The 22,289-nt window shown below is 72.1% G+C and carries 21 protein-coding genes; 6 read left to right on the top strand and 15 right to left on the bottom strand.

Annotation, left to right across the window (positions count from 1 at the left end; genetic code table 11):
* The first annotated feature begins 50 nt into the window (after positions 1–50).
* Positions 51–1,970, top strand: coding sequence for a Stk1 family PASTA domain-containing Ser/Thr kinase (gene pknB, locus AB0K18_RS02250; RefSeq protein WP_364908610.1), 1,920 nt, complete (start codon positions 51–53; stop codon positions 1,968–1,970).
* A 59-nt stretch (positions 1,971–2,029) separates the two neighbouring features.
* Here pknB and alc read toward each other — a convergent pair whose 3' ends face one another.
* The 10 genes from alc to uraD form a co-directional block, all read right to left on the bottom strand.
* Positions 2,030–2,974 carry an allantoicase gene (gene alc, locus AB0K18_RS02245; RefSeq protein ID WP_364908607.1) on the bottom strand — a complete coding sequence of 315 codons (945 nt, stop codon included), beginning with the start codon at positions 2,972–2,974 and terminating at the stop codon, positions 2,030–2,032.
* The gene (gene allB / locus AB0K18_RS02240; RefSeq protein ID WP_364908604.1) at positions 2,975–4,285 is read right to left on the bottom strand and encodes an allantoinase AllB; all 1,311 of its coding nucleotides are present in this window, start codon (positions 4,283–4,285) and stop codon (positions 2,975–2,977) included.
* Positions 4,282–5,520: a glycerate kinase gene (locus AB0K18_RS02235; protein ID WP_364908602.1), complete on the bottom strand. Its 1,239-nt coding sequence runs from the start codon at positions 5,518–5,520 to the stop codon at positions 4,282–4,284. The genes allB and AB0K18_RS02235 overlap by 4 nt, the downstream gene beginning before the upstream one ends.
* A 98-nt stretch (positions 5,521–5,618) precedes the next feature.
* Positions 5,619–5,831 (bottom strand): EF-hand domain-containing protein, encoded by a 213-nt coding sequence (locus AB0K18_RS02230; RefSeq protein WP_345401168.1) that lies wholly within the window; start codon positions 5,829–5,831, stop codon positions 5,619–5,621.
* Positions 5,832–5,867: 36 nt separating this feature from the next.
* Positions 5,868–7,253: an 8-oxoguanine deaminase gene (locus AB0K18_RS02225; protein ID WP_364908600.1), complete on the bottom strand. Its 1,386-nt coding sequence runs from the start codon at positions 7,251–7,253 to the stop codon at positions 5,868–5,870.
* Positions 7,250–7,720, bottom strand: coding sequence for a (2Fe-2S)-binding protein (locus AB0K18_RS02220; protein ID WP_364908597.1), 471 nt, complete (start codon positions 7,718–7,720; stop codon positions 7,250–7,252). The genes AB0K18_RS02225 and AB0K18_RS02220 overlap by 4 nt, the downstream gene beginning before the upstream one ends.
* A complete protein-coding gene (locus tag AB0K18_RS02215; RefSeq protein ID WP_364908595.1) occupies positions 7,720–8,580 on the bottom strand; it encodes an FAD binding domain-containing protein in 861 nt (286 codons plus the stop codon). The genes AB0K18_RS02220 and AB0K18_RS02215 overlap by 1 nt, the downstream gene beginning before the upstream one ends.
* A 6-nt stretch (positions 8,581–8,586) precedes the next feature.
* Entirely contained in the window at positions 8,587–9,447 is an 861-nt protein-coding gene (pucL, locus tag AB0K18_RS02210; protein ID WP_364908593.1) for a factor-independent urate hydroxylase, read from the bottom strand.
* Positions 9,448–9,747 (bottom strand): hydroxyisourate hydrolase, encoded by a 300-nt coding sequence (gene uraH / locus AB0K18_RS02205; RefSeq protein ID WP_364908590.1) that lies wholly within the window; start codon positions 9,745–9,747, stop codon positions 9,448–9,450.
* Entirely contained in the window at positions 9,744–10,244 is a 501-nt protein-coding gene (uraD, locus tag AB0K18_RS02200; protein WP_364908588.1) for a 2-oxo-4-hydroxy-4-carboxy-5-ureidoimidazoline decarboxylase, read from the bottom strand. Before uraD ends, uraH begins: the two co-directional genes overlap by 4 nt.
* Before the next feature lie 170 nt (positions 10,245–10,414).
* Between uraD and AB0K18_RS02195 the strand changes: the two genes are divergently transcribed.
* Positions 10,415–11,254, top strand: a complete 840-nt coding sequence (locus AB0K18_RS02195) for a deoxyribonuclease IV (RefSeq protein WP_364908585.1) — start codon at positions 10,415–10,417, stop codon at positions 11,252–11,254.
* 715 nt (positions 11,255–11,969) lie between these two features.
* On the opposite strand, the gene AB0K18_RS02190 is transcribed toward AB0K18_RS02195, so the two are convergent.
* From AB0K18_RS02190 to AB0K18_RS02180, 3 genes are read right to left on the bottom strand one after another with little or no spacing between them, the layout of a single operon-like run.
* Positions 11,970–12,710 carry a LytTR family DNA-binding domain-containing protein gene (locus tag AB0K18_RS02190; protein ID WP_364908582.1) on the bottom strand — a complete coding sequence of 247 codons (741 nt, stop codon included), beginning with the start codon at positions 12,708–12,710 and terminating at the stop codon, positions 11,970–11,972.
* Positions 12,711–12,768: 58 nt separating this feature from the next.
* Positions 12,769–13,899, bottom strand: coding sequence for a histidine kinase (locus AB0K18_RS02185; protein ID WP_364908579.1), 1,131 nt, complete (start codon positions 13,897–13,899; stop codon positions 12,769–12,771).
* 54 nt (positions 13,900–13,953) lie between these two features.
* Positions 13,954–14,550, bottom strand: a complete 597-nt coding sequence (locus tag AB0K18_RS02180) for a molybdopterin-dependent oxidoreductase (RefSeq protein WP_364908576.1) — start codon at positions 14,548–14,550, stop codon at positions 13,954–13,956.
* A 241-nt stretch (positions 14,551–14,791) separates the two neighbouring features.
* Between AB0K18_RS02180 and aroF the strand changes: the two genes are divergently transcribed.
* On the top strand, positions 14,792–15,832 hold the full coding sequence (gene aroF / locus AB0K18_RS02175; RefSeq protein WP_364908573.1) for a 3-deoxy-7-phosphoheptulonate synthase: 1,041 nt from the start codon (positions 14,792–14,794) through the stop codon (positions 15,830–15,832).
* 195 nt (positions 15,833–16,027) lie between these two features.
* Here the strand turns inward: aroF and thiI are convergent, their stop codons facing one another.
* The gene (thiI, locus tag AB0K18_RS02170; RefSeq protein WP_364908570.1) at positions 16,028–17,224 is read right to left on the bottom strand and encodes a tRNA uracil 4-sulfurtransferase ThiI; all 1,197 of its coding nucleotides are present in this window, start codon (positions 17,222–17,224) and stop codon (positions 16,028–16,030) included.
* A 340-nt stretch (positions 17,225–17,564) separates the two neighbouring features.
* On the opposite strand from thiI, the gene AB0K18_RS02165 reads away from it, so the two are divergent.
* Together AB0K18_RS02165 and AB0K18_RS02160 are read left to right on the top strand one after the other, a co-directional pair.
* Positions 17,565–18,560, top strand: coding sequence for an MHYT domain-containing protein (locus AB0K18_RS02165; RefSeq protein WP_364908568.1), 996 nt, complete (start codon positions 17,565–17,567; stop codon positions 18,558–18,560).
* Positions 18,561–18,677: 117 nt separating this feature from the next.
* Positions 18,678–19,496, top strand: coding sequence for an MHYT domain-containing protein (locus tag AB0K18_RS02160; protein WP_364908565.1), 819 nt, complete (start codon positions 18,678–18,680; stop codon positions 19,494–19,496).
* A gap of 137 nt (positions 19,497–19,633) precedes the next feature.
* Here the strand turns inward: AB0K18_RS02160 and AB0K18_RS02155 are convergent, their stop codons facing one another.
* A complete protein-coding gene (locus AB0K18_RS02155; protein WP_355429403.1) occupies positions 19,634–20,659 on the bottom strand; it encodes a 6-phosphofructokinase in 1,026 nt (341 codons plus the stop codon).
* Positions 20,660–20,811: 152 nt separating this feature from the next.
* Here AB0K18_RS02155 and AB0K18_RS02150 point away from each other — a divergent pair, with 152 nt between their 5' ends.
* Entirely contained in the window at positions 20,812–22,281 is a 1,470-nt protein-coding gene (locus AB0K18_RS02150) for a glycerol kinase (protein ID WP_364908562.1), read from the top strand.
* The last annotated feature ends 8 nt before the right edge of the window (positions 22,282–22,289 follow it).

Raw genomic sequence — 22,289 nt, 5'->3', positions numbered from 1 at the left:
TTCGGGCGCTAGGGCCATGCCGGTGGCAAAACGCCCGTAAACTCAGCGGGGTGGACACGACGACTGCGGACCCCCTGGTCGGGCGGCTCCTCGATGGGCGTTACCGCATCGAGGGCCGGATCGCCCGGGGCGGTATGGCGACCGTCTACCTCGCGCTGGACGTCCGGCTCGACCGGACCGTCGCGCTGAAGGTCATGCACCGCTCGCTCGCCGAGGACCCGGCGTTCGTCAGAAGGTTCATCGGCGAGGCGAAGTCGGTCGCCAGCCTGTCACACCCCAACGTGGTGCACGTCTTCGACCAGGGCACCGACAACGACGTCGTCTACCTGTCGATGGAATACGTCCCTGGCCGCACCCTGCGCGACATCCTGCGCGAGCGCGGCCGGCTGCCGGCCCGCGAGGCGCTGGAGATCCTCATCCCGGTGCTGGCCGCCCTGGGCGCGGCCCACCAGGCCGGCATGGTGCACCGCGACGTCAAGCCCGAGAACGTCCTGATGACCGACGACGGCCGGGTCAAGGTCGTCGACTTCGGCCTGGCCAGGGCGATCGAGGCGACCAACCAGACCCGCACCGGCGTGCTGATCGGCACGATCGGCTACATGGCGCCCGAGCAGGTGATGACCGGCGCCGCCGACGTGCGCAGCGACGTCTACGCCGCCGGCATCATGCTGTTCGAGCTGGTGACCGGGCAGCAGCCCTACGACGGCGAGACCCCGATGTCGGTGGCCTACCGCCACGTCCACGACACCGTGCCCGCGCCGTCCTCGGTCTATCCCGACGTGCCGCCGCTGATCGACACGCTGGTGGCGAGCGCGACCGCCCGCGAGCCGCACGACCGTCCCGCCGACGCGACCGCGATGCTGGTGGCGGCGGTGGAGGCCCACCGCGTGCTGCCGCGTATGACAAACCCGCCCGGCACGGGCCCAAGCACGGCGGCCTATCACGCGCAGCCGGCGTCGGGGCCCATCCCGTTCGCCGCCTCGGCCCCGTCGGTGCCGCAGGCGGCGCCGGCCCACACGATGATCCAGCCGCGGGCCGAGCTGCCGGAGAAGCGCCGGTTCCGGCCGAGCTGGTTCCTGGCGGTCCTGGCCGTGGTGATGGTCGTCGCGGTGGGCCTGACCGGGTGGTACTTCTCGCTGCCCGAGCAGGTGAAGGTGCCCGACCTGGTCGGCAAGGACCTGGCGCTGGCCGAGAAGGACCTCGTCGGCGCCGGGCTGAAGGTGCGCAAGGGCGAGAGCCAGTACGACGAGAAGATGGCCGAGGGCCTGGTGCTGAGCAGCGACCCGGTGGCCGACACCGAGCTCGACAAGGGCTCGACGGTCACGCTGACGCTCTCGCTCGGCCCCGAGCGCATCGTGGTGCCCAACGTCACGGGCATGAACGGCAACGACGCCCGCGCCGCCATCGCCAAGGCCGGGCTGACCGTCGGCAGCGTCAAGCGGCAGGCCAACCAGCAGGTCGAGCGCGACAAGGTGATCCGCACCTCGCCGCAGGTCGGCGAGAAGATCAAGAAGAGCGCGAAGGTCAACATCTTCGTCAGCGCCGGGCTCACCATGCCCGACGTCAACGGCATGCCGAAGGACGAGGCGGCCGGCTTCCTCAGCTCGCAGGGCTTCCAGGTGCAGGTCAACGAGGTCGACGACGACGCCGAGCCGTGCACGGTCATCGCCCAGACCCCGAAGGCCAAGTCCGAGGTCGACAAGGGCGCGCCCGTGATGATCACGGTGGCGCGCTGCCAGACGCCGTTCCTCGACTGGTTCAGGGGCGACAACGAGGCGCGCGACGACCAGCAGTTCGCGATGGTGCCCGGGGTGATCGGCAAGAACGTCAACGACGCCAAGTCGGAGCTGGAGGCGCTGGGGTTCCGGGTGCGGGTGCAGCGGCTGGGCAACGGCGGCGTGGTGCAGTTCCAGCGGCCGCTGCCCAACAGCGAGCGCCCGCCGGGCAGCACGGTCATCCTCTGGCAGTGACCACCGTTCCCCCCGGCGAGGATCGGCGCTCATAAGCGGGCCCCGCAGAGCCCTGGGCATCAGGCCAGGTGGCCGTGCAGGCGGACGCGGGCCAGGCCGCCGTCCGGGTAGATGTCCACGCGCACGTGCGTGACCGGCGTGTCGGCGCCGAGGCGGAAGCGGTGCGGCGTGTCGGGCTGCAGGCGCGTCCTCGGCAGCAGCTCCACCTCGCGGTCGCCGTCGAGCCCGGTGAGCGCGACCGCGCCCGGCGCGTTGAACAGCAGGTTGGTGGTGTCGATCTCGGCGAGCCTGACGACGCCGCGCCCGGCCAGCCTGATGACGATCCAGTCGTTGCCTCCGTCGCGCCGCCGCGCGGTCTCCCAGCCCTCCGCCTGGTGGCGGGCCAGGCCGGGGGCGATGACGTTGTTGGGCGCGGAGTAGAACTCGTCGGAGCAGGCGGTGACCAGGCCGCCGTTGGCCAGCGCGGCGAGGTCGATGCCGAGGCCGTCGTGGAGGGACAGGTCTGGACGTACCTCGCCGTGCACGCGCAGCCGGGCGACGCCGCCGTCAGGGTGGATGTTCAGCCGTACGTGGGTGTAGCGGGCGTCGTCGGTCACCGGGAAGAGGTGCTCGGCGTCGCCCTTGAGGTCGGACAGCGGCACGATCTCGGTCCAGGGCGCGGCGCGTACCTCGGCCGGCGACGGATGCCCCGCCACCGACGTGGCCTCGACGGACGCCCGGGGCGGATAGTTGCCCTTGAACCAGGCCGTGTCGATCACCACGCCGCGGATCACGCCGGGCAGCCCGAGGCGTACCAGCGCCCAGTCGTGGCCGGGCTCGCGGCGGCGGCGGGTCTCCCAGCCGTCGTACACCTGCCCCTTGTTCCCGAACGTCTCCGGCAGGAAGCCGGGGCGTCCCGGCCTGATCAGGCTCTCCTTCTCGGCGAACGACTCGTCGCTCGCGGCCACCACCGAGCCGCCGTACGTGCGCAGGGCCAGGTCGGGCAGGCGGGTGATGTCGTCCATCTATCGCGCTCCCAGCAGGAATCGTCCGTGCGGCGCGCCGTCCACCGGCCGGCCGCGCAGCCAGGTGGTCAGGACGGCGCCCTTGAGTGTGCGGCCGTGGTAGGGGGTGACGGGGTTCTTGTGGTGCAGGCGGGCGGCGTCGATCAGGGTGTCGGCCTCGGGGTCGAACGCCACGAGGTCGGCGTCGTTCCCGGCCGCGATCGCGCCCTTGCCGGGCAGCGCGGCCAGCTCGGCGGGGGCCGCCGACATCCAGCGGGCCACGTCAGAAAGCGGGTGGCCCCTGCGCGCGGCCTCGGTCCAGACGGCGGCCAGCCCGAGCTGCAGGGAGGCGATGCCGCCCCACGCGGCGGCGAAGTCGGGCACCTTGAGGTCGGCGGTGGACGGCGAGTGGTCGGACACCACGCAGCTCAGCACGCCCCTGGCCAGGCCGTCCCAGAGCAGGTCGCGGTTGTGCCCGGAGCGGATGGGCGGGCAGCACTTGTACGCCGTCTCCCCCTCGGGCACCTGCTCGGCCGCCAGCGTCAGGTAGTGGGGGCAGGTCTCCGCCGAGACCGGGACCCCCTCGGCCCTGGCCGCCTCCAGCACGTCGAGGCATTCGGCGCTGGAGACGTGCAGGACGTGCACCCGGCAGCCGGTCTCGGCGGCCAGCCGCACGACGCGCTCGACGGCGCTGCGCTCGGCGGCGCCGGGGCGGGAGTCGAGGAACGCCCGGTAGCCGGGCCCGCCGGGCTCGCCCAGCAGCGCGGGGTCCTCGGCGTGCACCACCATCAGCCCGCCGAACCCGGCGACCTCCGTCAGCGCCGCGCGCAGCTCGCCCGCGCCCAGCGGCGGGAACTCGTCGACCCCCGACGGCGACAGGAAGCACTTGAACCCGCGCACCCCGCGCTCGTGCAGCGGCCGCAGGTCCTTGAGGTTGCCTGGCACGGCGCCGCCCCAGAACGCGGTGTCCACGTGGCACTGCCCTTCGGCGGCCCGCAGCTTGACCTCCAGCGCCTCGGCGCTGACCGTGGGCGGCAGGCTGTTGAGCGGCATGTCCACGATCGTCGTGACGCCTCCCGCGGCGGCGGCCCTGGTGGCGGAGTCGAAGCCCTCCCAGTGGGTGCGGCCCGGCTCGTTGACGTGGACGTGGCTGTCGACCAGGCCGGGCAGCAGCGCCAGGTCGCGCAGGTCGACGTCCTCGGCGGCCTCCAGCGGCGCGGTGTAGTCGTGCAGGGCGGCGATCCGCTCCCCGCGTACGGCGACGGCCGCGGCCCGCTCGCCCTCGGGCGTGACGGTCCTGCGGGATCGGACGACCAGGTCGTACGGTGTCATTCGCCCTCCGGGAGCCGCTCGGCGGCGATCCTGGCCGCGAGGCGTTCGAGCAGCGGGCCCGCCTCGGCCATGCAGCGGCCGGTGTCGGGCTCGAGGTCGGTCAGCGCGTACGCGGCCTCGATGCCCGCGCTCTTCAGGTCGGCCTCGGAGAGCGTGGTGCGCCCGCAGACGGCCACCACCGGCACGCCCGCCCGCGCGGCCGCCCGCGCGACGCCCGCCGGGGCCTTGCCGCGCAGGGTCTGCTCGTCCAGCGAGCCCTCCCCCGTGATCACCAGCCGGGCCCCTTCGACGTGTCCGGCGAACCCGAGCAGGTCGAGCAGGTAGTCGATGCCCGGCCGCAGCTCGGCGTGCAGGAAGGCGAGCGCCGCGAACCCGACCCCGCCGGCCGCACCCGCCCCCGGCGCCCCCGCGACGCCCATCGCGCGCGGGACGTCGTCGTGCTCGACCGCGCCCACCAGGCCGTGGGTGGCGGTGGCGACGGCGGCCAGGCGGGCCAGTCCCGCCTCCAGGGTCGCGACGTCGCCGGGCGTGGCGCCCTTCTGGGGGCCGTAGACGGCGGCGGCGCCGTGCGGGCCGAGCAGCGGGTTGTCCACGTCGCTCGCGACCACGAACTCCACACCGGAGACGTCGAGGAAGCCGGACATGTCGATGCGGTCGAGCCGCTTGAGCGCGGCGCCGCCGGGGGGCAGGTCATCGCCCTCAGCGTCGATGAGGCGGGCGCCGAGCGCCTGGGCCAGTCCGGCGCCGCCGTCGGTGCAGGCGCTGCCGCCGAGGCCGAGCACGACGCGCTTGGCGCCGCGGCGTACGGCGTCGGCGATCAGCTCGCCGGTGCCGCGGCTGGTGGCGGTCAGCGGTTCGAGGCCGCCCGGCAGGCGGCGCAACCCGGACGCCTCGGCCAGCTCGACCACGGCGGTGCCGGTGGGCTGCCAGGCGTACGAGGCGGGCACCCGCTGCCCCGTCGGGCCGGTGACCTCGATCGTGATCCGGCTGTAGCCGGCGGCCACGGCGGCGTCCACGGTGCCGTCGCCGCCGTCGGCGACCGGCAGCTCGACCGTCGGCACGCCCAGCCCCGCCGAGACGTGAGAGGCGACCTCGGCGGCCGTCAGTGACCCCTTGAATTTGTCGGGGGCTACTAGAACGTGCTGAACCACTACGAACTCCCGCCTGATGATGAACAATGTGCTGAACACGCCTTCCTGCCCGGTGCGAGCGGGCAGGAAGGCGTGACTCATCATCACATCCCGCCCTGCCCACCTCACGCGCCGGGGGAAGCCGGTTCCATCAGGGCCTGCCGCCCCTGCCCTGACACACCGGGCGGGCGGGAGCCTGTCTGTCAGGAGAGCGTGCGGATGAACTCCTCCAGGGAGTAGCGGCCGTCCTGGTCGTAGTCGGCCTCCTGGCTCATCGCCCCGAGCGCCTCCGCGGGCAGGTCGGGGAAGTGCCGCTTCAGCTCGGCCTCGGTGATGTAGCCGTCGCCGTCGGTGTCGATGGCCGCGAAGGTGCTCTTGAGCTGCGCCAGCCGCTCGTCTGGGGATTCCGCCGACACGGGACCGCCTTTCCTGTTCGTCCGGATATCTCCACACTAGTCCCCGTGCACCTGCCGGGCGGCGTTGACACCGCGCTCCCCGGCCAGCCGCAGCAGCCGCCGGTGCGCATCGGCGCCCGCCCGTCCTGCCGCGTCCTGCGCGACCGTGCGCAGCTCGCCGCCGGCGACCACCGTACGGCCGCCCACCAGCACCAGCTCCACCGGCGGCGGAGGCCCGAAGACGAGCGCGCAGACCGGGTCGGTGACGGCGGCGTGGAACGGCCCGCCGGCCCGCCACAGCACCACGTCGGCCAGCTTGCCCGGCTCCAGCGTGCCCAGCTCGTCCTGCCTGCCGAGGTTGCGCGCGCCGCCCAGCGTGGCGAGCCCCAGCGCCTGCCGCGCGGTCAGGGCCTGCGGCCCGTAGCGGGCCCGCTGGAACAGCAGCGCCTGGCGCATCTCCCCGGCCATCGGGGTCAGCTCGGACGAGGCGCTGCCGTCCACGCCGAGCCCGACGTTCGCGCCCTGCCGGAGCATCTCGGAGACGCGCGCGACGCCCGCGCCGAGCCGCCCGTTGGACGAGGGGCAGTGGGCGGTCCCGGTACGGGTGGCGGCGAGCTTGGCGATGTCGGTGTCGCTCAGGTGCACGGCGTGGGCGAGCCACACGTCGGGCCCGAGCCAGCCCAGCTTCTCCATGTAGTCGACGGGCCGCAGCCCGAACTGCTCCAGGCAGTGCTCGTCCTCGTCGAGGGTCTCGGCGAGGTGGGTGTGCAGGCGTACGCCCTTGTCCCTGGCCAGCGCGGCGGACTCGGTCATCAGCGCGCCGCTGGCGGAGAACGGCGAGCACGGCGCGACCGCCACCCGCAGCATGGAGGAGCGCGACGGGTCGTGGTAGGCGTCCACGGCCTCGGCGGTGGCGGCCAGGATGTCGTCCAGCTCCTCGACCACGACGTCCGGCGGCAGCCCGCCCTGCGAGCGTCCCCGGTCCATGGAGCCGCGCGCCGGGTGGAAGCGCAGCCCGATCGCGCGGGCGGCCTCGATCTCGGCGGCGAGCAGGTCGCCCCTGCCCTTGGGGAAGATGTAGTGGTGGTCGCTGGAGGTGGTGCAGCCCGACAGCGCCAGCCAGCCGAGCGCGGCGGTGGCGGCGCCCTCGACGACCTCGGCGTCCATCGCGGCCCACACCTCATAGAGCGCCCCGAGCCACTCGAACAAGGTGGCGTCCTGCGCCAGGCCCTGCGAGGCCCACTGGTAGAGGTGGTGGTGGGTGTTGACCAGTCCTGGGGTGGCCAGGCAGCCCGCGCCGTCGACGCGCTCGGCGCCGGGCACGTCGGGTGCCTGACCGGGGCCCAGCTCGGTGATCGTGTCGCCGTCGATCCTGAGGAAGCCGGACGGGATCTCGGGGCCGGAGACGGGGGCGATGTGGACGTTCTCGATGATCAGCGTCACGGCGCCGCCTTGCGCCCGGCTGCCAGGCGTACCGCGTCGAGGATCTTCTCGTAGCCCGTGCACCGGCACAGGTTGCCCGCCAGCGCCTCCCTGATCTCCGCGTCGGACGGGCGCGGCACGCGTTCGAGCAGGTCGTGGGCCTGGACGATGAGCCCGGGCGTGCAGAAGCCGCACTGCACGGCCCCGCTCTCCGCGAACGCCTCCTGCACCGGGTCGAGCCGGTCGCCGTCGGCCAGGCCCTCCACCGTACGGACCTGCCGCCCCTCCGCCTGCCCGGCCGCGACCAGGCAGGAGCAGACCGGCACGTCGTCGAGGTAGACCGTGCAGGAGCCGCACTCGCCCTGCTCGCAGGCGTTCTTGGAGCCGGGCAGGCCGAGGCGCTCGCGCAGCACGTACAGCAGGCTCTCGCCCTCCCAGACGTCCTCGGCGATCTCCTCGCGGCCGTTGACGGTGAACGTGACGCGCATCAGGCGGCCCTCTTTCCCAGATGGTCGGTCCACGCCCAGGCGAGCGTGCGGCGGGCCAGCACGCCGATGGCGTGCACCCGGTAGGCGGCGCTGCCGCGGACGTCGTCGATCGGGGCGGCGGCCCGCGCGCACAGCTCGCCGAACCGCCTGGCCAGCGCCGGATCGAGCGGCGACTCCCAGTCCAGCTCGGCGGCCAGCAGCTCCTCGGCCTCCAGCGCGCGGCGCGGGGTGGGCGCGGCCGAGCCGAGCCCGGTGCCGACCCGCCGCTCCCCCGGGTGCAGCGCGATCGCGAACGAGCACACCGCGATCACCATGGCGTTGCGGGTGCCGACCTTGGAGAAGTACTGGGGTCCCGTGGCGGGCGGCACGTGCACGGCCCTGATCAGCTCGTCCTGCTCCAGCGCGCTGCGCTTGACGCCCAGGTAGAACTCGGTGGCCGGGATCATCCGCACGCCGCGCTCGCGCGACTCCACCTCGACCACCGCGCCCGCGGCCAGCAGCGGCGGATGGCTGTCGCCCGCCGGCGAGGCCGCGCCCAGGTTCCCGCCGACCGAGCCGCGGTTGCGGATCTGCGGCGAGCCGACCGTGCGCGCGGCCTGCGCGAGCCCCGGCAGCACGTCGCCGAGCCGGTCGACGACCACCGCGTACGGCACCCCGGCCCCCAGCCGGCACATGCCCCCGGTCATCGACCAGTCCCGCAGCTCGGCCACCCCGGTGAGATCGAGCAGCGCGGGCGGCCTGCGCACGCCGAAGTTGATCTCCACCATCACGTCGGTGCCGCCCTGGATGGGCACCGTGTCGGGCCGGTCCGCCTTGGCGGCCAGCGCCTCCTCCCACGTCGTGGGGCGCAAGAAGTCCATCGGTGTCTACTCCCAGGCGAATCCGGCGTCGGGTGCGTCCGCACGCAGCACACTGCCCTCGATGAGCCCGTAAGGACGGTCGGCGGCGTGGAAGACCTCGTTGTCGTTGTCCAGGCCGAACGGCGACAGGTCCACCGCGAAGTGATGCTTGTTGGGCAGGGCCAGGCGGACCTCGCAGATCAACTGGCAGGTGGTGATCGCGCGCTCGCCCATGGCGTACAGGGTCTGCTGCAGCGAGCGGCTGTGGGTGTGCGCGAAGGCGTCCAGCAGGGCCTGCCTGACCTCGCCGTACGACGTCGCGTACGAAGGGGTGTCGCCGTCGTGCCGCCACCGGGCGGTGACGGCGGTGGCGAGGACGCGGTCGGTGGTCGGCGGCAGCGTGGTGTACTCGTCGACCGCGAAGCCGTGGAACTCCGAGCCGGTCGTGTTGAGCAGCACCAGGTCCTTCAGGCCCGACACGACCGTGGTGCGGCCGTCCTCGTCGTGGTGGACCAGGCAGGTGCGCACCTCGGTGCCGTCGCGGACGAACGAGTGGGGGCCCTGCCGCCGCCAGGCGTACTCCTCGATCTCCACCCTGGCATGCCTGACGGCCGGCTGGGACGCCACGAAGTGCCTGGCCAGCCGCTGCGCGAACGCCTCGATCTGGCCCACCCCGTGCTTCCTGGCGAAGGCGTAGACGGTGTTCTTCTGCGTGTCGGTGGGCAGCACGGCGGCGTTGTCACCGGTCAGGTGCACGGCCTCCATGTCGCCCGACAGGGACATGCTGACGTTGACGTCCTTGAGGTGGTGGACGGGGCCGTCCCTGACCACGTGGACGAGCCTCGTCTCCGCCTTTCCGTAGCGGTTGACGCCGAGCTTGACGGCCATCTAGCTCCCTCTGTACGTGCTGTAGGCATACGGGCTGAGCAGCAGCGGCACATGGTGGTGCGCGGCCGGGTCCCTGACGGTGAAGGTGACGACGACCTCGGGGTAGAACGTGTCCGCCAGGTACGACCCGGTGTCGAAGACGATCCGGTGCACGCCGGCGCCCGGGTTCCAGCCCTTGATGCGGCCGTCGTCGTCGGTGCGGCCCTCGGCCAGCACCCGGCCGTCCTGTTCGAGACGTACGCGCAGGCCCGCGGCGGGCCGGCCGGTGACCGCGTCGAGCACGTGGGTGGACAGGCTCATGCCCCCTCCTTCATCAGCTTGGCCAGCCGCAGCCGGGCGATCGCGGCCAGCTCGGCGCGGACGACCTCGCGCTCGCGTTCCTCGTCGTTGGCCAGCCGCTCCTCCAGCCTGGCCAGCAGCTGCGCGCCGGTTAGGCCGGTGGCGCAGACCAGGTAGACGTGGCCGAAGCGGCGCTCGTAGGCGCTGTTGGCGCCGGCCAGCGCGGCGCGCATGGCGTCGGGCACGCCCGACTGCTCCTGCCGCGACCAGGACGCCTCCCTCCCCTCCCCCTTCGGCCGCTCGCCGATGCGGGGGTGGGCGCTCAGCGCCCGCAGCACCTCGTCCCAGCCGAGGTCCCGCACGGCCGTGCTCGCGGCGTCCAGCAGCTCGTCGAGGTCCCCGTACGGCCTGCGCCCCGCCACCTCACCGGCGAAGACCGGGGAGGCGCAGCAGGTGAGCAGGTCGGCCACGGCCTCGGCCCTGGGCCGGGCGTTGAAGCTCGCGAGTCGGTCGGCCATAGCAGAAGTACACACAGCGGTTCCGTGCCCGGTCCATCCGCCAGAACTCCCAACTCACGGCCACGAACCCGGGCACTTTTCGTGTCATGCTCCAATCGCCGGGGCCTGGTCGTGCGCGGTGGCGCTGATCTGCGGAAGTGTCGGCCGGCGGCCCTAAACTGGGTGCCATCATGACCCCAACATCCCTGATCGGCGGGCACGTGTCCGTCACGGGCGGCCTGGCCAAAGGCGGGCTGTCCTACATGGCCGAGATCGGCGCCGAGATGATCCAGGTGTTCGTCACCAACCCGCGTGGCTGGGCGCTCACCGAAGGCAAGCCCGACCAGGACGCGGCGCTCGCCGCCTCCGGCGTGCCCACGTTCATCCACCTGCCCTATCTCGTCAACTTCGGCTCGCCCAGCCCCGAGACGCTGGCCAACTCCGTCGCGATCGTGCGCCACACGTTGCGGCGCGGGGCCGAGACCGGCGCGCGCGGCGTGGTCGTGCACACCGGCTCGGCGGTCACGCAGCCGCGCGACGACGCGATGCGCCAGCTCCATGAGCATCTGCTGCCGCTGCTCGACGAGATCCCCGAGGGCGGGCCCGACCTGCTGCTCGAGCCGATGGCCGGTCAGGGCGCCATGTTGTGCGCCACCGTCCAGGACCTCGAGCCCTATCTCGCCACCCTCGACTGGCATCCCAGGGCCGGGGTCTGCCTCGACACCTGCCACGCCTTCGCCGCCGGCCACGACCTCGCCGCCGAGGGCGGGGTGCAGGAGACGTTCGACGCGCTCCACGCGATCGCGCCCGGCCGGCTCAAGCTCGTCCACGCCAACGACTCGAAGGACGTGTGCGGCTCGAAGAAGGACCGCCACGAGAACATCGGCGCCGGCCACATCGGCATCCAGCCCTTCGCCGACCTGATGCGCCACCCGGCGGTCGCCGGCGTCCCGATCTGCATCGAGACTCCGGGCAAGGCCCCGAAACACGCCGAGGACATCGCCCTGCTGAAGAAACTCCGCGACGGCTGACCCCTGAGAGGCCGTCTGAGGGCGTGGGGTGGGTGTAACGGGATAAGGCGCCCGGGCGAGTGGTAGCCGCGATAGGCGCGCCCGGGAGGGGGTGGCCGTGACAGGGGCGCCCGTTCGCGCGATGCGGCCGCCCCCGCGTGCCGGATCGCGGGGCCCAGAATCGCGGCCACGCGGGCGCCCCTTCACGGATCCGGCGTGTCGGGCCCTACCCCCCGGTCAAGGGCCCGGCCGCCGTGGCGACCTGCGCGTCGCCGGTGAAGCCGGCGCATCGAGCCTGTCGTGAGCCCCCCGGCTCGTCCCTCCCGATGCGCCGGGATGGCTTCCGATGCCGAAACACTACGGTTGCGATCTTGTGGGGGAAACCCTGTTCACGTACAGCTCGTTGAGCGGTCTGTAGTCATCGCCATACGGAGAGTGGTCACACGACCAGCGGTCATCCAGGCGCGACGAACGGTAGCAAGGGGGGCCCGCAAGTCACCCGGGGAGATGCATCCTGACAATCACCCAACCCAGCCCCCGCGCCGGCCGACCCATGGTGACCAGGGAAATCATTACCATCACCGCGCCGGCGCCGCACGCCGCAACGCCCACGGGACACGATGCTGACACCCCCGGCTTCACGCCCGCCCGCTCCCCCGACCCGACCGCCCCCATCACACCCCCACCGGCGATCACGCCCACCGCGACCGCTCCGCCCGCCTGAGCCGAAGGGCCCTTACTGGAGCGCGCCGCGGTGGTGGCGGACGAGCTGGTCGCGGACCTGGCGGCTGTGGCGTCTGCTGACCTGGAGGGTCTCGGTGCCCACGGTGAGCGTCACCCGGCCGCCCTCGAAGCGCAACTCGCTGACGTGCCGCCCCGAGACGAGCGTGCTGCGGTGGATGCGGATGAACCCGGCGTCCGACCAGCGCCGCTCCAGAGCGGCCAGCGACATGCGGACGAGGTAGCTGCCGTCGACGGTGTGCAGGCGTACGTAGTCACCTTTGGCCTCGGCGAACCAGACCGCCTGCTGCGGCACGAACCGGGTGCGCCCGCCCAGCTCGACCGGGATCACGTCGTCCTGCCCCGGCTCGGGCGCGGGACAGGTGGCCGCCTCAAGCCGCCGCACGGCCTCCGACAGACGCTCGGCCCTGACCGGTTTGAGGAGGTAGTCGACGGCCTCAAGCTCGAACGCCTGCACCGCGCACTCCTCGTGGGCGGTGACGAAGACCAGCCGGGGCGGGCTGGGGAAACCGCCGACCAGCCGGGCGAGGTCGAGCCCGTCGAGGCCGGGCATCCGGATGTCGAGGAACACCCCGTCGAGCCGCTCGCCGCCGCCGATCATCTGCACCATGTCCTGCAGCGCCGTGACGCCGTCGGCCGCGGTCGTGACGTGCTCGATGCGGTCGTCCTGGCGCAACAGGTAGGCGAGCTCCTCCAGAGCAGGCACTTCGTCGTCGACGGCCAGCACTCTCAGCATGTCCACCACGCTGTCGTATGAAAGCAGAGGTCACAAGAGACACGTCAGCATAGCGTAATCATTCGACCACAGAAAGAGACTTGGGGACCCGCAGCCGCACCTTCGTGCCCGCTCCCAGCGCGGTCTCGACGACCAGCCCGTAGCCGTCGCCGTAGATCTGCCGCATGCGCAGGTCCACGTTGGCCAGGCCGATGCCGCTGCCCTCGCGGGCCGGGTCCTCGTCCAGCATGCGGCGGGCACACTCGGGGTCCATGCCGGCGCCGTCGTCCTCGACCGTGATGTGCGCCTCGGGTCCGGCGTCGCGCACCACCACCCGCACCTCGCCGGGGCCGCCGCGGCCGCGCATGCCGTGCTTGATGGCGTTCTCGACGAGCGGCTGCAGGCACAGGAACGGCACCGGCACCGGCAGCACCTCGGGCGCCACCTGCATGCTGAAGCGCAGCTTGTCACCGAAGCGGGCGCGCTCCAGCAACAGGTAGCGGTCGACGCAGGTCAGCTCGTCGGCCAGGGTGGTGAAGTCGTGGGCGCGGCGCAGCGCGTAACGGGAGAAGTCGGCGAAGTCGAGCAGCAGCTCGCGGGCCCGCCGCGGGTTCGTCCGCACGAACGAGGCGATCGTGGTGAGCGCGTTGTAGACGAAGTGCGGCGAGATCTGGGCGCGCAGGGCACGCATCTCGGCCTCCATCGCGCGCTGCCGCGACGCGGCCAGCTCGGCGAGCTCCAGCTGGCCGGACACCCAGCCGGCGACCTCGGTGACGGTACGCACGAGCGCCGCGCTCACCTCGTCGTCGAAGGCGGCCAGCGTGCCGACGACCGTGCCGTCCACGGTCAGCGGCACCACGACCGCCGCGTACGGCTCGTCGGGGAAGACCTGGGCCCGCCCGGCGGCCAGCGCGGCGGTGGCGTGGCCGAGCACGCGATCGGCGCCCGGCCCTTCGACGGCCAGCACGGCGTCCGCCGAGGTGAGGGCGACGGCTCTGGTGCCGAGGAGAGTGTGCAGGTGGCGTACGGCCTTGCCGGCGGAGTCGCGGTCGAGCCCCGCGCGCAGGGCGGGGGCGGCCATCGCGGCGACGTGCAGCGTGGCGAACGTCGCCGCATCCGTCCTGCGCGGCGGCGCCTGGCGGCGGCGGGCGAGCGCGTGGCCCAGGAGGAAGGACAGGCAGGCCAGCCCCACGCACGCGGTGGTCAGCATGCGGGAAACCGTAGCCGCAAACGCAGGGTGTACGGGGACGAACGGAGCGTGAAGTCAGTCGGGACCTTCGCCGGGTTCTTCCTGGTAGGAGTAGCGCTGCTCGCGCCACGGGTCGGCGACGTTGTGGTAGCCGCGCTCCTCCCAGAATCCGCGGCGGTCCTCCAGCAGGTATTCGATGCCGCGCACCCACTTGACGCTCTTCCACGCGTACAGGTGGGGTACCACGATGCGCACGGGGAAGCCGCGGTCGGCGCTGAGCGGCTTCTCGTCGTACTCCATGGCGAACAGCGTGCCTGGCGCGGTGAAGTCGGACATGCGCAGGTTGGCGCTGTAGCCGTACTCGGCCCAGATCATGACGTGGCGCACGCCGGGGTCGGGCGGGGCGGCCGCCATGACCGTGGCCGGGGTGACGCCGCGCCATTCGTTGGCCATGAGCGAGAACTTGGTGACGCAGTGGAAGTCCTCGACCCGCGTGTCACGGGGCAGCCGCTCGAACTCCGGCCAGGTGAAGCAGTGCTCCTCGCCCGACGCGGTCGCGCCGAACACCCGGAAGTCCCAGCTCTCCGGCTTGAACGCGGGCACGCGGCCGTAGTGGATCACGGGCCTGCCGCGTGGGACGTACTGGCCTGGAGGCAGGCGCGACTCCTCCACGAACACTCCCTTCACCGCTCTCGCGTCTCGTGGCCATCCTGCCATCGGCCGTCGCGTGCCTCGGCAGCGGGTGCGGTGCGCTATCGTTTAGGGCTATGCGTGCAGCGTTCCTGTTTTGGTATGGCGACGGACCCGAGTCCGTTCGCCATCTGACGCTGCACTAGCAGACAGGCGAACGAAAGGCCCCGGGTCCTCAAGGACCCGGGGCCTTTCGTGTTTTCCGGAGAAGGAGAGCGGCAACATGGTGATCGTGATGGGCCCTGAGGCCACCGCGGACGATCTCGCGGCGATCGTGTCGGTCGTCGAGGCGGCCGGGGTGGAGGCGTTCGTCAGCAAGGGCGTGCGCAGGACGATCGTCGGCCTGGTCGGCGACGTGACGCAGCTCGACGCCGCCGCCCTGCGCGGCATGGGCGGGGTGCGGGACGTCATGCGGGTCTCGACGCCGTACAAGCTGGTGAGCAGGGAGAATCATCCGGAACGTTCCACCGTGCACGTGGGCGGCGTGCCCATCGGTCCCGACACCGTGACGCTGATCGCGGGACCGTGCGCGGTGGAGACGCACCGGCAGACGCTCGACGCGGCGCGGATGGCGCAGGCGGCCGGCGCGGTGCTGCTGCGCGGCGGTGCGTTCAAGCCGCGCACCTCCCCGTACGCCTTCCAGGGCCTCGGTGAGAAGGGGCTGCGCATCCTGGCGGACGTGCGCGAGGAGACGGGGCTGCCGATCGTCACGGAGGTCGTGGACGCCCGCGACGTCGAGCTGGTGGCCTCCTACGCCGACATGCTGCAGGTCGGCACCCGCAACATGCAGAACTTCGCGCTGTTGCAGGCGGTCGGTGCGGCCGGGCGGCCGGTGATGCTCAAGCGCGGCATGACGGCCACCATCGAGGAGTGGCTGATGGCCGCCGAGTACATCGCGCAGCGCGGCAACCTCGACATCGTGCTGTGCGAGCGGGGCGTCAGGACGTTCGAGACGGCCACCCGCAACACGCTCGACGTGTCGGCGGTGCCGGTGGCGCAGCGGCTGTCGCACCTGCCGGTCATCGTCGACCCGTCGCACTCGGGCGGGCGGCGCGACCTGGTGCTGCCGCTGACCAGGGCGGCCGTCGCCGTGGGCGCGGACGGCGTGATCATCGACGTGCATCCGCAGCCCGAGCAGGCCCTCTGCGACGGCCCGCAGGCGCTCGTGGACACCGACCTGGGCGAGCTCGCCCAGATCATGACGGACTTCCCGCCGCTGCTCGGCAGGACGGCCGCCGCCACCGCCACCCCGGCCACCGCCTGACAGCGACCGCCTGACAGCGACCGCCTGACGGTCACCGCCTGAAGTCACCGCCTGACGGTCACCGGCGCTATCTCCGCCGCAGCCATCGCCTGACGCCAGGCCGGGCAACGGCCACCGCCTGACGCCCCGCCGAGCGATCCCGGGCCCCGCCACCGCGGGACCCGGGGAGCGGCTCGGAGCGCGTACTCCTGGACCTTAGAGCGTGTACTCCTGGATGGAGTCGGCGAGCTGGACGCACAGCTCCTCGGCGTCGAGCCGCTTCTCGATCTGCTTGAGGTCCTCGATCTTGGCCCGGGTCTCGGCCCGCTTGGGCGCGAGCAGCGAGCAGCAGTCCTCGTCGGGCAGCTCGGAGATCTCGAGCGTGCCGATGCGCCGGGCCTCGGCCATGATCTCCGTCTTGTCCCACCCGACGAGGGGCCGCAGGATCGGCAGGTCGACGGCGTTGTCCTGGGCGGTGATGTTGGCCAGCGTCTGGGACGACACCTGACCGAGCGCGTCGCCGGTGATCAGCGCGGCGGCGCGGATGCGGTGGGCGACCTCTTCGGCGGTCTTGAGCATGAGCCGCCGCTGCGCGATCACGGCCAGGCGGTCCTGGCCGGAGGTGCGGATCGACTGCTGCGCCTTGCCGAACGGCACCACCCACAGGCGCGACTTGCCCTGGAACCGGTCGAGCTTCTTGACCAGCGCGTACGCCTTGTAGATCGACTCGGAAGTGGTGAACGGGATGCCGGAGAAGTGCAGGAAGTCGACGTGGAGCCCGCGCCGCATCATGCGGTAGGCGGCCACCGGCGAGTCGATGCCGCCCGACATGAGCACGAGCGCCCGCCCGCTGCTGCCGACCGGCAGGCCGCCCTGACCGGGGATGCCGCCGGTGAAGACGAACACCTCGTCCCTGTCGACCTCGATGAAGATGGTCAGCTCGGGGTTCTTGAGATCGACGGGCAGGTTGTACTCGTCGTTGATGGCGCCGCCGACGAACCGGTCGAGCTCGTTGGAGCTGAGCGGGAAGCGCTTGTCGCGGCGGCGGGAGCGGACCGCGAAGGGGGCGCCGCGCTTGGCCGCCTCGCTCTCGCCGGCCAGCTCAAGACCGGCCTTGAGCACGGTGTCGGGGTCTTTGGCGACCCGCCAGGCGCGGTGGATCCAGACCAGTCCTGGCACGTCGGCGACCCGCTCCGCGACGGCGTCGGCCTGCTCGGCGGTGGCGCCCTTGGGCAGGAAGATCGCGACCACGCCGTGCCGCCTGCGGACGTCGACCTGGATGCCGACGCTCTGGAGCGCGTCACGGATGTTGCCGATGAGGCGGCGTTCGAACAGCTCGCGATTCTTGCCCTTGAGGACGATCTCGCCCAGCTTGAGCAGAACGCACGGCTCGCCCAGGGCGGACATCGTCATGGTGAAACCTCCGGGGAAGATGGGGAACGCGGCCGTTGATGGCAACGTCGCGACCCATCGAGTTTAGTCCGCGCCGCGCCCTCCTCACCGTCCTCGCCCTGCCCTCGCCCTGCCCTCGCCCTGCCCTCGCCCTGCCCTCGCCCTGCCCTCGCCCTGCCATCGCTCTGCCATCGCTCTGCCCTCACTCTGCCCTCACTCTGCGCGGAACCTGCACCCCGGAGAGTTATGAGCAGTTCTCATGTTTCCGACAGCGCGATTTGACAGATAGTTGCAATATCCATGCGAATAGGACATCCGGGATGGCAAACTCCGGGAATCCCTAAATCGCAAGGACCGATAGATGACCTCCGCTGTGGATCACTTCACCTACGGACTGCTCACACCGCTGCTCGCCTACGTCATGTCCTGCATGGGCTCGATGCTCGGGCTGCGGCTGACCGCGCAGGCGCACGCTTCACGCGGCGGAGCACGCGTGCGCTGGCTGCTGGGCGCGGCCGTCTCCATCGGCGGCACGGGGATCTGGGTCATGCACTTCATCGCCATGATGGGCTTCCAGGTGGAGGGCACCCAGATCAAGTACGACGTCTGGCTGACCGCGGCCTCCGCCCTGGTCGCCATCGTGGTCGTCGGCACCGGCCTGTTCCTCGTCTCCTACGGCGGCGGCCGGTGGCCGGCGCTGCTGGGCGGCGGCCTGCTCACGGGGCTCGGCGTGGCCTCCATGCACTACCTCGGCATGTACGCGATGAACATGTCCGCCCACGTCTCCTACGACCGCGTGCTCGTCGGCGTCTCCGTCGCGATCGCGGTGGTGGCGGCCACGGTCGCGCTCTGGTTCACCACCCGGGTCAGGAAGCCCATCTGGATCACCGGCGCCGCGCTCGTCATGGGCGTCGCGGTGGCCGGCATGCACTACACCGGCATGTACGCCATGCACGTCACGGTCGACCCGGTGACCGGCGAGGTCCCTGGCGCCGACGCGCTGGACTTCCTCGTCCCGCTCATGACCGTCATCAGCCTGATCACCCTGACCATGCTCCTCATGGTGATCCTGTCCCCGTCGGAGGAGGAGCTCAGCGAGGACGCCGAGCTGCTCGCCAAGCTGGAGCTGCGCCGGCGCAACGCCGAGCAACAGCAGCAACTGGCCGCCTACCCGGCGCCGCTGGCCGCTCCCGTGCCCGGCCGGCCGCAGCCGATGCAGGGCCGCCAGCAGGCCATGCAGCCGATGCAGGACCGCCGGCAGCCGATGCAGCCGATGCCGCCGACGCAGCCGGCCCAGCCGCAGCCGGCCCCGGCGCCCCGCCAGCAGCCCGCGCGATCAAGAGGCAGGCGCCGCTAGGAAGAACGCAGGAGGCGTGAGCAGGCGCGGCGGAAGGCCGTGCCTGCTGATACTTGCGCGAAGAGCTGAGCCCCACTCATACTCCCCTCATCGATGCGGTAAGGGGATGGGTGGGGCATGTCGCCGATCGATCATTTCTCGCACGGGCTGCTGACGCCCGTACTCGCGTACGCCGTCTCCAGCGTGGGCTCGATGCTGGGGTTGCTGCTGACCGCGCGGGCCCGGCTCACCGGCGGCCGTGAGGCCAAGTACTGGCTGGCCGGCGCGGCCGTCGCGATCGGCGGCACCGGCATCTGGACCATGCACTTCATCGCCATGCTGGGCTTCTCCGCGCCCGGCATGGTGATCCGCTACGACGTGCCGCTCACCGTGGCGTCGGCGCTGCTCGCGATCGTCGTCGTGGGCGCCGGTCTGTTCCTCGCCTCGCACGGCGGCGAGCGGCCGAGCCGGCTGATCGCGGGCGGCGTGCTGACCGGCGCGGGCGTGGCCGGCATGCACTACCTGGGCATGGCCGCGATGAACATGTCAGGCCACGTCTCCTACGACCCGCCCGTCGTCGCGCTGTCGGTGCTCATCGCGGTGGCGGCGGCGACGGCGGCGCTGTGGTTCGCGCTGCGGGTGACCGGCGCGCTGAAGATCGGCGGCGCCGCGCTCGTCATGGGCATCGCGGTGGCCGGCATGCACTACACCGGCATGGCGTCGATGTCGGTGCAGACGCACTCGGACATGGTGCCGGTGGCCGGCGCTCAGGGCATCGACTTCCTGCTGCCGCTCATCGTCGGCATCAGCCTGGTCACGGTGGGGCTGCTGCTCGCCGTCGTCCTGTCGCCGTCAGAGAAGGAGCTGCGCAGCGAGGCGGAGTTCAAGGAGCGGTTGCGCCGCGGAAACGCTGAGGGCGCGCCGGAGGTGGATCTCTTCGGCACGCCCCGCGGTTGAGCTATGTCATGGGTACGGCTTGCGGCGCACAGGTGGGCCGCCGACGTGGCGCGGCGCAAGCCGTACCCCGAGGGGGTTGTAGCGGATAACCCCGCTGCCCTCGACGGTACGGCCGCCCGCTTGCAACCGGCTTACAGTCAGCCGAAGAACACCTCGGCCTCGGAGTAGCGCTCGACCGGCACGGTCTTCAGCTCGGCCGTGGCCTCGTCGAGCCCGACGCGGATGATGTCGGTGCCGCGCAGCGCGACCATCTTGCCGAAGTCGCCCTCGTGGGCCGCGTCGATGGCCTGCAGCCCGAACCTGGTGGCCAGCACCCGGTCGTAGGCCGTCGGGGTGCCGCCGCGCTGGATGTGGCCGAGCACGGTGGTGCGGGCCTCCTTGCCGGTGCGCTTCTCGATCTCCTTGGCCAGCACCTCGCCGATGCCGCCCAGCCGGACGTGCCCGAACGCGTCGAGCGTGCCCGTCTGCAGCTCCATCTGCCCCTCGACGGGGTGGGCGCCCTCGGCGACCACGATGATCGGCGAGTAGCGGGTGCGGAAGCGGGACTCGACGTATTCGCAGACCCGGTCGATGTCGAACGGCTTCTCCGGGATGAGGATGACGTTGGCGCCGCCCGCCATGCCCGCGTGCAGCGCGATCCAGCCGGCGTGGCGGCCCATGACCTCGCAGATGAGCGCCCTGTGGTGGGACTCGGCGGTGGTGTGCAGCCGGTCGATGGCCTCCGTCGCGATGTTGACGGCGGTGTCGAAGCCGAAGGTGTAGTCGGTGCCGGACAGGTCGTTGTCGATGGTCTTGGGCACGCCCACCACGTGGACGTCACGGTCGTAGAGCTGCTTGGCGACGCCCAGGGTGTCCTCGCCGCCGATGGCGATCAGCGCGTCGACGCCGGTCGCGGCGAGATTCTCCTTGATCCGGTCGACACCGCCCTCGATCTTGATCGGGTTGGTGCGGGAAGAGCCCAGGATGGTGCCGCCGCGCGGCAGGATGCCGCGTACGGCTTGTATGTCGAGCGGCATCGTGTCGCCTTCCAGGGGGCCGCGCCAGCCGTCACGGAAGCCGACGAACTCGTGCCCGTAGACGCTCACCCCCTTACGCACCACTGCCCTGATGACGGCGTTGAGCCCGGGGCAGTCGCCGCCTCCGGTGAGCACTCCAATACGCATGGCGGGTTCCTCCCGATTGGGGTCACGAACCAGACCTGATGTCAGACTCGCATTGTGCCCGGCATCACACGCAGTGGTCTAGACCAAACGCGAGGCTGCGGAATTAAACCTGGGCGCCCGGTCGTGTCGTGATCGTTAGAGGAGGAATGTCCGTGACCGTGTTGGCCATCGACGCCGGGACGACGGGAGTGACGGCGCTCGTCGTCACGGAGGACGGAAGCGTCGCGAGCAAGGGGTACGAGGAGTTCGCCCAGCACTTCCCCGAGCCGGGCCAGGTCGAGCACAACCCCGAGGACATCTGGCAGGCCACGCTGTCGGCCTGCGCCGCAGCGCTGCGCGGCACCTCGCTGCGGCCGTCCTGCGTCGGCATCACCAACCAGCGCGAGACCGCCGTGCTGTGGGACCGCCGCACGCTGGCCGCGCCGCGCCGCGCCATCGTCTGGCAGGACCGCCGCACCGCGAGCCTGTGCGGGCGGCTGCGCGACGCCGGGCACGAGCCGCGGGTGAGCGAGATGACCGGGTTGCGGCTCGACCCCTACTTCACCGCCACCAAGCTCACCTGGCTGGCCGAGCACGACCCCGGGGTGTGGGCGGGCGTCACGTCGGGGGCCGTCGCCGTGGGGACGGTGGACTCGTACCTCATCGCCCGGCTGACGGCGGGCGCGCGGCACGTCACCGACCCGTCCAACGCCTCGCGCACCCTGCTGTACGGGCTCGCGTCCGGCGGCTGGGAGCCGGAGCTGTGCGAGCTGTTCGGGGTGCCTGAATCGGCGCTGCCGGAGATCGTGCCCAACTTCGGGCCGCTCGGCCGGACCGACCCGTCCTCCTTCCTCGGGCTCGACCTGCCGATCAGCGGGGTCGCCGGTGACCAGCAGGCGGCGTTGTTCGGGCAGACGTGCTTCGACGTGGGCGACGTGAAGTGCACCTACGGCACCGGCTCGTTCGTGCTGGCGAACCTCGGCGAGAAGATCGCCCGGCCGGAGAACGGGCTGCTGACCACGGTGGCCTGGCAGACGCCCGCCGGTGAGCGCACGTTCGCGCTGGAGGGGTCGATCTTCGTCACCGGGGCGGCGGTGCAGTGGCTGCGCGACGGACTGGGGCTGATCGGCTCGGCGCCGGAGTCGGAGGCGCTGGCGCGTACGGTGGCCGACAGCGGCGGGGTGGTGTTCGTGCCCGCGCTGACCGGGCTCGGCGCGCCGCACTGGGAGCCCGAGGCGCGCGGGCTGATCACCGGGCTCACGCGCGGCACGACCCGGGCGCACCTGGTCAGGGCGACGCTGGAGGCCATCGCGTTCGAGGTGCGCGACGTGGTGGAGTCGATGACGGCCGGGTCGGTGCAGGTGCTCAAGGCCGACGGCGGGGCCAGCGCCAACGACCTGCTCATGCAGGTCCAGGCCGACCAGCTCGGCACCGCCGTGGAGCGGCCCGCCGTCCAGGAGACCACGGCGCTGGGCGCGGCCTTCCTGGCCGGCCTGGGGGCGGGCGTATGGGGCTCCCAGACGGAGCTACGCGAAACCTGGCGCCTCGACCGCCGCTTCGAGCCCGGCGAGCGTGACGAGGCCGCCTACGCCCGCTGGCAGGCCGCGGTGAACCTGACCCGCACCGCCGCCCGCCCCACCTGACCCGCCCC

Source organism: Nonomuraea sp. NPDC049421, from assembly GCF_040677005.1.
GTDB classification, from domain to species: Bacteria; Actinomycetota; Actinomycetes; order Streptosporangiales; family Streptosporangiaceae; genus Nonomuraea; species Nonomuraea salmonea.
The sequence above is the reverse complement of the archived record's forward strand: the minus strand, read 5'-3'. Positions and strand labels throughout refer to the sequence as shown.

What these genes read in the sequence shown, in the direction of transcription:
- AB0K18_RS02160 (WP_364908565.1), top strand. Translation starts at nt 18,678, where the DNA reads ATGTCGCCGATCGATCATTTCTCGCACGGGCTGCTGACGCCCGTACTC.
- aroF (WP_364908573.1), top strand. Translation starts at nt 14,792, where the DNA reads ATGGTGATCGTGATGGGCCCTGAGGCCACCGCGGACGATCTCGCGGCG.
- AB0K18_RS02195 (WP_364908585.1), top strand. Translation starts at nt 10,415, where the DNA reads ATGACCCCAACATCCCTGATCGGCGGGCACGTGTCCGTCACGGGCGGC.
- thiI (WP_364908570.1), bottom strand. Translation starts at nt 17,224, where the DNA reads ATGACGATGTCCGCCCTGGGCGAGCCGTGCGTTCTGCTCAAGCTGGGC.
- AB0K18_RS02220 (WP_364908597.1), bottom strand. Translation starts at nt 7,720, where the DNA reads ATGCGCGTCACGTTCACCGTCAACGGCCGCGAGGAGATCGCCGAGGAC.
- alc (WP_364908607.1), bottom strand. Translation starts at nt 2,974, where the DNA reads ATGGACGACATCACCCGCCTGCCCGACCTGGCCCTGCGCACGTACGGC.
- uraH (WP_364908590.1), bottom strand. Translation starts at nt 9,747, where the DNA reads ATGAGCCTGTCCACCCACGTGCTCGACGCGGTCACCGGCCGGCCCGCC.
- uraD (WP_364908588.1), bottom strand. Translation starts at nt 10,244, where the DNA reads ATGGCCGACCGACTCGCGAGCTTCAACGCCCGGCCCAGGGCCGAGGCC.
- AB0K18_RS02190 (WP_364908582.1), bottom strand. Translation starts at nt 12,710, where the DNA reads ATGCTGAGAGTGCTGGCCGTCGACGACGAAGTGCCTGCTCTGGAGGAG.
- pucL (WP_364908593.1), bottom strand. Translation starts at nt 9,447, where the DNA reads ATGGCCGTCAAGCTCGGCGTCAACCGCTACGGAAAGGCGGAGACGAGG.
- AB0K18_RS02185 (WP_364908579.1), bottom strand. Translation starts at nt 13,899, where the DNA reads ATGCTGACCACCGCGTGCGTGGGGCTGGCCTGCCTGTCCTTCCTCCTG.
- AB0K18_RS02235 (WP_364908602.1), bottom strand. Translation starts at nt 5,520, where the DNA reads ATGATGAGTCACGCCTTCCTGCCCGCTCGCACCGGGCAGGAAGGCGTG.
- AB0K18_RS02215 (WP_364908595.1), bottom strand. Translation starts at nt 8,580, where the DNA reads ATGGACTTCTTGCGCCCCACGACGTGGGAGGAGGCGCTGGCCGCCAAG.
- AB0K18_RS02165 (WP_364908568.1), top strand. Translation starts at nt 17,565, where the DNA reads ATGACCTCCGCTGTGGATCACTTCACCTACGGACTGCTCACACCGCTG.
- allB (WP_364908604.1), bottom strand. Translation starts at nt 4,285, where the DNA reads ATGACACCGTACGACCTGGTCGTCCGATCCCGCAGGACCGTCACGCCC.
- AB0K18_RS02155 (WP_355429403.1), bottom strand. Translation starts at nt 20,659, where the DNA reads ATGCGTATTGGAGTGCTCACCGGAGGCGGCGACTGCCCCGGGCTCAAC.